This is a genomic window from Massilia sp. Masssp94 (genome assembly GCF_059491305.1).
This window is the reverse complement of sequence record NZ_CP168501.1, coordinates 4,010,229-4,022,247: the sequence shown is the minus strand read 5'-3', so window position 1 is coordinate 4,022,247 and position 12,019 is coordinate 4,010,229. Positions and strand designations below refer to the sequence as shown.

The following is a 12,019-nucleotide window of genomic DNA, read 5'->3' as shown; positions in this document are numbered from 1 at the left end:
CCGGCTATGACATCCGCCAGTCCTCGCGCATCAGGTCCACGTAACGTTGCGCGCCCAGGCCCAGCGGCCGCTCGCGCGACCACACGACGTCGACCCACAGGCGCAGCGCATTGCTGATGTTGTCGAAGCCGATCTCCACGAGGCTCCCGGCCGCCACCAGCGGCTGCGCGAGCGCGCGCGGCAGATACGCCCAGCCGAGGCCCGCCTGCACGAGGTTCAGGGTGGCGAGGTAGCTGTCCACGCGCCACACGTCGCGCGCGTGCACGAAGCGCGGATCCCTGCCCGCGCCATCGCGGCCCGCGACGACGATCTGGCGCTGGTCGATCAGGTCTTCCAGCCGCGGCGCGCCGCCCGTCAGCAGCGGATGGCCGGGCGCCACCACCGCGACGAGCAGTTCGCTGCCCACTTCCTGGAACGCCTCGCGGTCGTCCAGCCGCTCGCGCTCGAACACGAGGGCAAGCTGCACGCCGCCGTCGTGCAGCAGGCGCAGCGCATCCGCCTGCGGCGCCGACAGCACTTCCACTTCAAGCGACGGAAATTCGCGCGCCAGCACGGCCAGCGGCACGCTCCAGCGGCCCGCGATCAGTTCCGGCACGACGGCCAGAGTCAGCCGCCGTTCCAGTCCGCCGTGCAGCGCGAGCGCGTCCGCCTGCAGCCGCCGCATTTCGCTGGCGACGTGGCGCGCGCGCGGCTCCAGCGCCCGCGCGGCGTCCGTCGGGCGCGGGTCGCGTCCGGACCGGTCGAACAGGATCAAATCCAGCTCCGCCTCGAGCTGGGCGATGGCCATGCTGACGGCCGACGGCACGCGTCCCAGCGCACGGGCCGCCGCCGAGAAGGAGCCGTGGTCGAGCACGGCCAGGAAGATACGCACGCTGTCGCTGGTGAATGCCATGACCTATCAATAAAGTTGAAAGATCCTGACTTTATACATCAACTCGACCGACATATCCTGACGCCATCGAGATTGGAAAGCGCAACACCATGCAGGGCATCAAACGCAAGATCGTCTACGTCACACTGTACGAAGCCATCGCCATCGCGAGCACGACGGCCGGCCTGGCCGGCCTCGCGGACCATGATGCGGGCGCCGCCGGCATCGCGGCCGTTCTCGCGTCGGCGACGGCCGTCGTCTGGAACCTCGTCTACAACACGCTGTTCGAAGCGTGGGAAGCGCGCCAGGCCACGCGCGGCCGCAGCCTGCTGCGCCGCGTCGTCCACGCCATCGGCTTCGAGGGCGGCCTCGTGCTCGCCATCGTGCCGATGTTCGCGTGGGCGCTGGACACGTCGCTCGTCGACGCCTTCCTGCTCGACATCGGCCTCGTCGTGTTCTTCGTCCTCTACAGCTTCGCGTTCAACTGGGCGTTCGACCTCGTGTTCGGATTGCCGAAGGCGGCGGCCTGACGTCCGGTTCGCCCCGGCCGTCTCCCGGTTCGCCACATTCCGCTCGCCCGCGCGTGCATGCCGGCGTAGCCTGACCGGCATTCGATCCAGTCAGGAGACACCGTGAAACGACGATTCCTTCTCAAGGCCGCGGCGACGCTGCCGTTCGCATTCGCAGGCGTCACGGCCGCAGCATCGCTGCGGCGGCGCGTGCGGCCGGGCGATCCGCTGTGGCCGTCCGCCGCCGCGTGGGACGACCTGAAACGCAGCGTGGGCGGCCGTCTCGTGAAGCTCGACGCGCCGTTCGCCGGCTGCGCCGCGGGTGCGGATGCGCCGGCCTGCGCGGCCGCGCTGGCGCGGCTGAAAAACGGCTTCGAGATGGGCGACCAGCCGAACTTCACGCACACGAGCGGCTGGCTGGACGCCTGGTCCTCGCAGCCCAGCGCGTACGCCGTCGCGGCGCGCACGCCGGCCGACGTCGCCGCGGCCGTGAACTTCGCGCGCACCCACGACCTGCGCCTCGTCGTCAAGGGCGGCGGGCACAGTTACCAGGGCACGTCCGACGCGCCCGATTCGCTGCTCGTCTGGACGCGGCACATGAACGACGTCCGCCTGGAACCCGCCTTCGTCGCGCGCAACTGCGGGGCCGCGCCGCAGCCGGCCGTCACGGTGGGCGCGGGCGCCATGTGGATCGACGCGTACGATGCGGTGACGACGCTCGCCGGCCGCTACGTCCAGGGCGGCGGCTGCACGACCGTCGGCGTGGCGGGGCTCGTGCAGAGCGGGGGCTTCGGCAGCTTTTCCAAGCGCTACGGCACGGCGGCGGCCGGCCTGCTGGAGGCGGAAGTCGTGACGGCCGACGGCCAGCTCCGCATCGCCAACGCCTGCACGAACGCGGACCTGTTCTGGGCCTTGAAAGGCGGCGGTGGCGGCAGCGTGGGCATCGTCACGCGCCTCACGTTGCGCACCCGCGAGCTGCCGGCCACGTTCGGCGCCGTCTTCTGCAAGGTGCGCGCCGCCGACGATGCCGCATTCCGTGCGCTGGTCGGCAAGCTGGTCGAGTTCTATGCGAAGGACCTGTTCAATCCGCACTGGGGCGAGCAGATCGGCATCCACGGCGACAACACCGTCGACGTCTCGATGGTGTTCCAGGACCTCGACGAGGCCGGCGCGGCGCGCACGTGGGCGCCGCTGCTCGACTGGCTGCGCGCGCATCCAGCCTACTCGTTCGAGAAGCCGTTCCAGGTACTGGCCCTGCCCGCGCGGCACATGTGGGACGCGGCGTACTTCCGCGAGCACGCGCCCGGCTTCATGGTCGCCGATCCGCGTCCGGGCGCGCCCGCGCACCATGTGATCTGGAAGGGCGACACAGACCAGGAGGGCTGGTTCATCCACGGCTACAAGTCGGCGTGGCTGCCGGCCGGGCTGCTCGATGCGAAACGCCAGGCCGGCCTCGCCGACGCGCTGTTCCAGGCGAGCCGGCACTGGAGCGTGGGCCTGCACTTCAACAAGGGCCTGGCCGGCGCGCCGCAGGCGGACATCGACGCGGCGCGCGACACCGCGACCAACCCCGCCGTGCTGGACGCGTTCGCGCTCGCGATCATCGCGGGCGGCGATGGGCCGCGCTTCCCCGGCATGCCCGGCGGCGCGGTCGATGCGGTCCGCGGGCGCGCCCGCGCGCAGGCGATCGGGCGCGCGATGGACGCGCTGCTGGCGGTGGCGCCGAAGGCCGGTTCCTATGTCTCCGAAAGCGATTATTTCCAGGCCGGCTGGCAGGACGCCTTCTGGGGCGCCAACTATCCGCGGCTCGCGCAGGTCAAGCGCAAGTACGATCCGGACGGCCTGTTCTTCGTGCGCCACGGCGTGGGCAGCGAAGCCTGGAGCGAGGACGGATTTACACGCAACGCGTGATTCCCGTTACTGCGCGTCTGGCGGGATAGCCAGCGGATGCTCGGCGCGCGCGGCGTCGATGCGCGCCTTGAGCGCGCGCGTGTTGTCGTCCTCGCCCCAGCGCTTCGTGAACGCCTGCAGGCGCGTGCGCGCCCGCTCGACACTGCCCGACGCCAGCGAAGATTCGATCGGACCGCGCGTCTCCGCCCACGCGCTCGCGCGCTGGCGCTTGCGCGTGCACGCGCTGGACGCCTCGTTCAGTTCGCGCTGCAGGCGTTCCAGCTGCTGCGGCGTGGCGCGGCTGCCGCGCAGCGCGATCAGCTCGGCCTGCGCCTGCTTGCCCTGGCAGGCCTGCGCCAGCGCGATGGCGCCGTCGATGCGCTTGTCGATCTTCTTCGCCGACGGCTTGGCCCACAGCCACACGCCCCACAGCACGGCCAGCGCGACGATCCACCAGCGCAGGCGGATCGGCTGACGGCCCGCCGGTGCCGGCGAAGGCGGCGGCGTCGGGCGCGGCGACCACGGGATGCCGCGGCCCCGCTCCGGCGGCGGCGCGGTATGGGCCTCGACCGGGCGGCCGCCGTGGCCGAAGGCTGTCGCGGGCGGCGTCGGCTTCGGCGACGGCTGCGGTGGCGCCTCCTGCACGGTATCCGGCGCATCCGACCAGCCCGACAATCCGGCGACGGCCTCCGCCCCGGCTGTCGCGGCAGCGGCAGTTGTAACGTTATCGGCGGCAACGCGGCGTACATGTCCATCGTCCTGCGGTGGCGGCGGTGCGCCGGCCTGCTGGGCCGTCCCGCAATACGGGCAGTACTGCACGCGGCGCGGCATGCCGCGTGCGCAGGCAGTGTTGATGCAGCGGTAGATTGCTTCGTCCTGCACGGTGCGTCCTTATTCGGGGTCCGGAATGCCGTCGTCGTCCGGATCGGGAATCGCGGCGCCGGCGGCCGCCATCAGTTCCGGGATGTCGGCCACGGTCTTCCACTTGTCCGCGCGCGGATTCCACTGCATGTTCCAGATGCGCGTGCCCGTGTCGATCTCGCCGCGCGTGAGCTGCTGCACGACTTCGTCCAGCGCGAACGGTCCGCGCTGCGCGCCGCCGACGAACAACTTGTAGCGCGCGGGGATCGGTGTCGCGCCGACGACGTACGCGGCCGGCCCGAGGCCTGGCGAAGGCACCGCATCCGGGGCGCCCGGCGTCGGTGCGACGACGGTGGGCGCGGCCGGCGCGAACTGCGCGGACGGCATGACCGGCATCGCTGCACGCCGTTCCAGCGCCTGCGCGGCGCGCGCGTCGGCCGACAGGAACTCGGGCCGGATCACGCGCTTGTCCGTGGGCCGTTCGACTTCCCACGCATAGGCGTCGGACGCGGAATCGGGTACGGTCTCCGTCCACGTGTCCAGCTGCGCGAGCGCCGCTTCCACCTGCGCGGGCGACAGGTGCGGATCGATGGACACGGCCCGCCGCATCCACTGGTCGTACAGGCGCCGCGCCGTGATGTACGGCAGCGAAGGCGACGGCAGCTGGGCGCCCGTCTCGTCCACTTCCAGCTTCGGTTCGTACACGCGCAGCTGATAATGGCGCATCAGCGCGGCCAGCAGCGCCAGCTGGTGCGGGCCCATCGCGGCCAGGCGCTGGCGCGTCGCCGCGATCACCTGCTCGCGGTAATACGGCGGCAAGCCGTTGGAGCGGATCGCGTACTCGTTGCCGATCTGGAGCCATTCGCCCGAGCCTTGCTCGACCTCGAACAGGTATTGGCCGCGCGGCTGGAACGCGGCCTCGCGGTCGCCCGCGTCCTGCTTGCGGCGCAGGACGCCCAGCGCGACGGCAGCCAGGAAGAATTCGTAGTCGTCCGCCAGCCGATTCAGCTCGTCCATCGACGGCGAGATCGGGTGGCGGAAACGCGTCGAATCGAAGTGCAGGTGCGTCGGGATCTTCGGGTTTTCGATCTGGTAGCTGGCGCGCCACGTCGGCAGGCCGCGCAGCACCGTCATCGGATAGCCGGACAGCTCGATATAGCACACCGCGCGTCCCGGCACGCCCGTGTTCACGACGGACACGAGGTCGCCGTGGAAGAACCCGGTCGGCACGGCGGCGCGGATTTCCCCTTCCAGCCTGCGCCACGCGGCCGGATCGCCCACGCCGATGAAGCACTTGAACTGGTCGGCGCTGGGCGTGAACTCGGCCGAGAAGCGCGCGTTAATCCATGGCATGGCGCTCTTGATCCATTCGGAGAAGATGCGGTGCCGTTCCTGCGGCGACATCGCGCCGAGACGCTCCACGAGCGGATCGGGCAGCTCGGCGACGGCCTGCTCGCCGGACAGCTGCAACTGCGCGCGCCGGAACAGTTTTAACAGCAGGTCGGCACGCAGTCTCTCGTCGCCCAGTTGCGGGAACAGCCGCGCGGAGCCGCCGAATTCCAGCAGCACTTCTTCGCTCCACGCGCTCACGTCGCCCGTCAGGCGCACCGGTTCCGGCAGCACGTCGCTCGCCAGCTTGATGTAGGTGGCGTGTTCCTGGCGCGCGTCGGCACGGAGCTGGCCGATGCGCTGGTCGACCGCGGCCAGCATCGCGCCCACATTGCGCCGCCCTTCCTGGAATTCGCCGGCGACGCCGCTCCAGCGCACCTGGCCGTGTTCGTCCGGCGCCTGCGGTTCGCCCAGCCACGCCGACAGGCTTTGCATGACCTCGATCGATTGTCCCGCCGCGACGGCGAGCAGGTGGAAGCGCAAGTAGTCGGCGATATCGCGCTTCAGGTGGTTCATGATCTCTCTCGCCTGCGCATCCTTGCCGAACAGCCGGCCCGCGGCCTGCGTCAGGTGGTTCAGCGATTCCTCGACCTGGCGCGTGCGCAGCGCGTCGCGCACGTCGCGGTAGCGCTTGCCGTTGCGCTGGACGCTGGCCAGGTCGCGCTGCGCGAGCCGCGCCTTCACCTGCTCCAGCAGCGACAGCACGAATTCGAGGCCGCCCTGCTTGCGGTCGTCCAGCAGCATGTACAACCGGCCACGCACGTTCAGGCGCAGTTGCGCGAGCAGCTCGCCCGTATGCCGCTTGATGCGGTCCTCGCTCGTCTCTGCCGTGGCGCCGGCCTCGCGGATGGCGTCGCGCTCCAGGTTCGGCAGCAGCTCGACGACCTTTTCCCGCCACAGCTTGAGGTCGTACGAGGCCATGATGCGGTCCATCTCCAGCTGCACCTTGCTCTCGACGCGCTCCAGCAGCGAGCGCTGGTCCTTGTCCAGCAGGAGCATGTCCGTCAGCGCATATTCCGGGAACGGCGTGACGTCGACAGTGCCCTTCTTGAAATCGGGGAATTCCGTGAACGGATGCTCGGCCATGCCCATCTGCTCGCGCATGAAGGCGTCCCGTTCCTGGTCGGTGGCGCGCCGCGCGGCCGTTCCATCGGCCGCGACGAGGCCGAAGAACGCCTTCACCATCAGCGCCGCCAGTTCGTAGGCGCGGATGTCTTCGCGCAGGCTTTGCTGCGTGTCGAGCACGGACTGGCCGAACGCGGAATACACCTTCGAGTACGACAGGCGCATGTCGCCGAAGGGCTGCTCCGGCACGCGCGGGTTGTACGGCCCGAGCTTGTGCTGCTGCTGGTTGACGGCGACGGAACGCTTGCGGTTGGCGAAGTCGGCCGACGCGAAGTCCTCGAACAGCGTGTCGGCCACCATCTGGTACACGTCCTTCACGTCCTGCGTCGCCTTGTTCGCGAGGTTCGCCGTGTCGACGAAGTACACGTCGTCGAACGGCGTGCCGCGGCCGACGATGCTGTCCGGCTCCATCCACTGCACGCGCGCGTTCATGTCGCGCATGCCCGTCTCCAGCTCCATCAACGTGGCGTACGCGTTCGCCTCCGTGCGCTCCTTGTTCGCCTTCGCATAGCCGGACGGCAGGAACATCACGAGGTCGACCTGGCTGTCCGACACTTCCTGGCGCGCGACGGCCTTGGCGATCCAGCCCAGGTCGATGGCGCTGCCCGCCCCCGTGCCGCCGGCGTTGGACGCGATGACGACGATGCGGAATTTCGACGTGTCGACCTGCAGGCCGAGGCGCTGGTAATTCTCCTTGCGCTCGATGCCCGCATTACTGCTCAGGAAATTCAACGCGCCCTTGATGCGGCCGCGCAGCTTCGGGTATTTGTCGAACAGGTACAAGCGCGCCAGCGCGCGGATCTGGCCCGCGCCCTTGGACGGGTCGATGCCCAGCGAGCGCAGTTTCTTCGGGCGCAGCGGCATCCAGTTTTCGATCAGCGGGAAGCGCGCGAGGCTGTCGTCCGACTCGTGGTACTGCGGCAGGTCGAGCGGTTCGACGAGACGTTCCTCGTCGCTCAGTTTCACGAGTTCGAACCACGGGTCGGTGCGCTGCGACTTGCCTTCGTCGATGACGGCGTTCGCATCGAGGTCGAAATGGAGGAAGCGCGCGACGGGAAAGTCGGCGATGGATTCGACGCGGGTCGGATGCCGGCGGTTCCACACGGCCGCAAGGATGCGGCGGCGAATGCGCATCATGACTTCCATGCCGGTGCCGCCGGCGCCGATGAACAGCGTCGGACGCAGGTCGACTTTTAACTCTGCCTTGTTGCCCAGGGATGCGGGATCGGGAAAATCTGCCATGGTGTTCTCTTTGAAAGGTCAGCGGCGGCCGACGAAGAAGGCCGCGACCAGCGTGACGACGCCGACGACGACCAGCGGTCCGGTGATGGCGGGCGTCAGGTATCTGCTCGCATTGACGATGGCCAGCACGACGGCGGCCGACAGGAAGCCCATGCCGACGAACAGCAGCCAGCCCGCACTCCCGGCCGCCGACGGCGCCACGCGCTTGACGACGAGGTGGTGCACGTAGGCGTTCCGCACGAAGAAGTAAATCACCAGCAGCACGACGAAGGCGACGGCGCCGATGGCCATGTCGCGCCCGGCCGTGTCGCGCAGCGGCGCCGCGCTCGTGTTGGTGGCGCCGCCGGGCGCGATCTCGACGGGCTGCGTCGCGGTGTCGGGCGTCGTCTTCGGCAGGCTGTCCTGCGGCGTAGTGGCCGTCTGGCCGGGCAGTTTGAAACCGGGGTCGGTGCCGGCGGTGTCGGGGGCGGGCTTGGTCTGGTCGTTCTGCATGGTGGAGGGTTCCCGTGGGTTCATCGGCCGAGCCGCACCTGCGCGCCTTCGCGCAGGTCCAGCAACTGGTGGCCGAACAAGGTCGTCTTCAGGCGGGCCACTTCATTGCCCGCCTTGTCGTAGATCGGTTGCGTGGCGCCCGCCCGCGTGTGCACGGTGCGCAATTCGTCTTCCACGACGAGCTGCACCCGGCGCGGCCGGCCGTACGCATATGCGGCGCCCGCGCCGGCGGCCAGCAGCGCGAGGCCGCCGCCCAGCAGCGCGACGAGCGGACCGGAGCCGTAATGCACGTGCACCTCGACGGGCAGCACGGCCGTCGAGGCCTGGATGTCGGCCGGCGGCGTGAAGATGTCCGGCAGCGGATCGCCCGGGAACAGCGCCGCCATTCGCTCGCGGAACGCCTGCGACAGTTCCAGCCGCTGGCCCTGCAGGTGCAGTTCGATACGGCCCGGCAGCACATACGCGGAGCCGGCCGATTTCAGCGCCGCCATCGACCATTTGCCCGGCAGCTGCGCGACGGGCAGCTGCACCGTCGATGCGAGCGGCTCCGCGCGGCCCGGCGCCAGCCGCGTGACGGTGTTCGTCTTCAATGCGATCGGACGGTTCTCGCCGCCGAGCATGGAGCGCGCGGAGATCGTCGCCCCCGCGATCGTGTACGGATACATCGTGTTCTGCAGCTGCCACTGGATCGTCGCGTTGGGCGTGCGCGCGGCGGGCGACACGTCCGCGCGCAGGCGGCCCGCCGCATCCATCGAGAACTCGACGCCGGGCGCGTTCTCGACCTTGCGCGGCACGAGGCGCACCGTGTCGCGGTCGAGCGGTTTCAGGCGCGCGGGCGGTTCGGTGATCACGCGCTGCACGCGTCCCGCCACGAGCATCGCGTCGAGGGCGCGCGCACCCTCCGGACCGACGGCGAACACGTACACCATCAGGCCGTTCGCGTGGTAGTGCTGGCCTTGCACGGGCATCCGCAGCGGGAAAGCAAGCGCCTTCGTGATCGCGGCGCCCTTGTGGATCAGCGCATAGAACTCGCGGTTGCGCTGCGCGGTCGCCTGGTCGTTGTTCGGGCTGTTGCGGTTGTTCGTCACGAGCCAGACGAGGCCCGCCTTCCCGCCCAGGACTTTGGTGACGGTCGTCTCCACGGCCTCGCCCAGGTCGGTGTCGGCGAGCGCCGTGCCGCCGGGTTTATGGGCGGTTTCCAGCCCGGCCAGCGCGGCCCGCACGTGCGCGGGCGTGTCCTTCGTCACCTGCTCGGACAGCAGCGCGCGCGGCGACGGCGCGCCGGGCAGCGACTGGTTGAACGCGGCCAGCACGAGCGCGTCGCCCGGCTGCGCGACATTGCCCGCGAGCGCCGCGACCAGCGGCTTGAATTGGGATTGCGGGTCCGTGTAGAACGGCTCCATCCAGCCCGAATTCTGCACCAGAATAACCTGAGCCACTTGCGGCATGGCCCAGGCGGGCATCACGCCGCACAGCGCGAGGAAAAGGACGAAGGCCCTCACGTCGGCGCTTCCAGATTCCAGCCGCGGATCCGGTTCCAGTCTGGGTGGTGCAGCCACAGGCGGTTGGCGTAGACGAAGGGCACGCACTCGAGCGGCCGCGCGAGGCGCGCCACTTCGTCCAGGATCACGTTGCGCCGGCCGATCCACTCCACCGTGGTGCGGGCGATCACGCGGTTGGCCAGCGCGTCTTCGGCACGGCCGGTGTATTTGTGGAAGCGCAGCACGAGCCCGCTGGGCTGGCTGCGGTTGTTGTTGAAGCTGCGCAGCAGCGGCAGGACGAGGGAATCGTCCTCGTGCTGGTCCTCGACATGCTCGCCGGACCACGGTTCGTCGACGACGGGATGGCCGCGCCGGAACAGCAGGTTGGCGAAGCCGAGGCGCGCGCCGTCGATGAGTTCGCGCTGCGGACGCGCTTGTACTCGTTCTGCGCCCAGTTCGAGGAACGAATACGACTGGCCGTCATGCCCGATCAGCCACATGCGGCCGTCGCGGCTCAACGTCGGGCCGCCGAGGTCGAGGCTGGGCAGCCACGTGTCCGGCCACGCGAGCCAGCGCGGCGCCTCGCCGGGACGCCACGCGAGCTGGCCCTCGCCGTGCAGCCAGAACAGCTGGCCGTCGTAGCCGATGGGCCGCGTCCAGCCGGACAGCGGCAGCGCGCCGCAATCGAATTGCGGCCCCGGCGACAGGTCGGCGCCGAGCCCGCACAGGCCCAGCGTGCCACCCGGATTGCGCACGAGGACGCCCATCTGGCGCCGCATCAGGCCGGGCGCGGCGACGACCGGCGCGGCCAGCACGGCCTCCGTGCGGCAGGTCTCGCTGACCGGATTGATGGCGAGGCGGTACAGGCCGCGCGCAGTCGGCACGAGCGCCACGTCGCCGCGGCGCGCGGGCACCTGCAGGTGCGACGTGGGCAGCCAGCCGTAATCGGATGCGCCGAACGCGAGGTCGGCCGCGCCCTCTTCCGGCAACAGCACGTGCCAGACTTCCGCCAGCGGATCCCAGTATTGCAGCACGCCCCGCCCCGGCGCCAGCGCGAGCAGGCGCTGTTCGGGAAAGCCGAAGGTGGCGGCTGCGAATACGCAATGGGCGTTCGGCGGCGGCGGCATGGCGGCGTCGAAGCGGCCGACTTCCGGCGCGGGAGGACGCTCTTCGAGGCTGTCGCCCAGCGCCAGCGACGTCACGGGCAGGCCATGCGGCACGTGCCGGGGCAGCAGCGCATCCGCATACGGCCCCCACCAGTCGGGATGGCGCTCGGGCGCGACGCCGAGGCGTTCGAGCGGGCGGCCGCACGTGGGACAGAACGCGAACCCCTCGGGATAGATGGCGGCGTGGTCGCAGGACCGCGGCAGCGAGGCGCCGAGCAGGTGCGCGCAATCGGTCAGGCGGCCGCGCGCGGCGGCCTGCCAGTCGATCCGGCCCAGCCCGTCGCTGGACACGAGCTCGAACTGCCCGCTGCGTTCATCCTCCAGCCAGATACTGGCCGGCGTTTCCCATCGGTATGCCATGCGCTCCCACCGTCTGATCGTCAAAAAGTTCGACGGTCCCCCCAACGTCGGGACCGTTATCGTTTTGAAATCATAGCGCCGGGATCAAGCCGACGGCGCCCTGTTCACGGAGTAGCGCGTGGCTGTGCTTCAGGGATCAAATAGCGGCGCGGGAAGTGGAACTTTCGGCAGCATCGAGTGCCGCGCGGTTCACGTGGCGGATCTTCCAGGTGCCGTTGTCCAGCACCATCGTCAGTACCACTTCATGTTTCGCGTCGCCGTCGCCGTCGAGGGTGACGACTACGTCGGCGCTGCGCGCCTGGCGGCGCAGGGTGACGGCCTGCACGCGCCCCCGCAGCCATGCGCCCTGGATGCGCGGCGCTTGCAGGAAGTAGTCGCCGGCCGCCGCCTTTTGCTCCTGCAGGCGTTTCACCAGCTGGTCGACGAGGGGCTTCGCGACGTATGCATTCAGGCGATCGTAGCGGTCGCTCAGGGGATCCTGGTCGGCATCCAGCGTCTGCAGGTACCAGCCATAGAATTCCGCGGCCACGGTCTCCGGTGCGCGCAACGCCGCCGCATGCGCCGAGAGACAAACCAGCAGCACGCCAAACAGAATGAGCTTTAGGAAATTTCCTTTATGAATCAACATGATGG

Annotated in this window: 9 protein-coding genes; 2 read left to right on the top strand and 7 right to left on the bottom strand. The window is 69.8% G+C overall.

Annotated features, from left to right (window positions below):
* Positions 1–4 precede the first annotated feature (4 nt).
* Positions 5–892, bottom strand: coding sequence for a LysR family transcriptional regulator (locus ACEN9G_RS17845; protein WP_483126808.1), 888 nt, complete (start codon positions 890–892; stop codon positions 5–7).
* 89 nt (positions 893–981) lie between these two features.
* On the opposite strand from ACEN9G_RS17845, the gene ACEN9G_RS17840 reads away from it, so the two are divergent.
* Together ACEN9G_RS17840 and ACEN9G_RS17835 are read left to right on the top strand one after the other, a co-directional pair.
* Complete coding sequence (locus ACEN9G_RS17840) at positions 982–1,401, top strand: PACE efflux transporter (RefSeq protein ID WP_413346432.1); 420 nt, start codon at positions 982–984, stop codon at positions 1,399–1,401.
* 102 nt (positions 1,402–1,503) lie between these two features.
* Positions 1,504–3,291 (top strand): FAD-binding oxidoreductase, encoded by a 1,788-nt coding sequence (locus tag ACEN9G_RS17835; RefSeq protein WP_483126807.1) that lies wholly within the window; start codon positions 1,504–1,506, stop codon positions 3,289–3,291.
* 6 nt (positions 3,292–3,297) lie between these two features.
* Here the strand turns inward: ACEN9G_RS17835 and ACEN9G_RS17830 are convergent, their stop codons facing one another.
* From ACEN9G_RS17830 to ACEN9G_RS17805, 6 genes are all read right to left on the bottom strand, one after another.
* On the bottom strand, positions 3,298–4,152 hold the full coding sequence (locus ACEN9G_RS17830; RefSeq protein WP_483126806.1) for a hypothetical protein: 855 nt from the start codon (positions 4,150–4,152) through the stop codon (positions 3,298–3,300).
* Between the two features lie 9 nt (positions 4,153–4,161).
* Positions 4,162–7,887, bottom strand: coding sequence for a tubulin-like doman-containing protein (locus ACEN9G_RS17825; protein ID WP_413343844.1), 3,726 nt, complete (start codon positions 7,885–7,887; stop codon positions 4,162–4,164).
* Positions 7,888–7,905: 18 nt separating this feature from the next.
* A complete protein-coding gene (locus tag ACEN9G_RS17820; RefSeq protein ID WP_440966555.1) occupies positions 7,906–8,403 on the bottom strand; it encodes a hypothetical protein in 498 nt (165 codons plus the stop codon).
* Entirely contained in the window at positions 8,400–9,881 is a 1,482-nt protein-coding gene (locus ACEN9G_RS17815) for a hypothetical protein (RefSeq protein ID WP_483126804.1), read from the bottom strand. Before ACEN9G_RS17815 ends, ACEN9G_RS17820 begins: the two co-directional genes overlap by 4 nt.
* A complete protein-coding gene (locus ACEN9G_RS17810) occupies positions 9,878–11,386 on the bottom strand; it encodes a hypothetical protein (RefSeq protein ID WP_483126803.1) in 1,509 nt (502 codons plus the stop codon). The genes ACEN9G_RS17815 and ACEN9G_RS17810 overlap by 4 nt, the downstream gene beginning before the upstream one ends.
* A gap of 136 nt (positions 11,387–11,522) precedes the next feature.
* Positions 11,523–12,014, bottom strand: coding sequence for a DUF3828 domain-containing protein (locus ACEN9G_RS17805; RefSeq protein WP_413339989.1), 492 nt, complete (start codon positions 12,012–12,014; stop codon positions 11,523–11,525).
* Positions 12,015–12,019 lie beyond the last annotated feature (5 nt).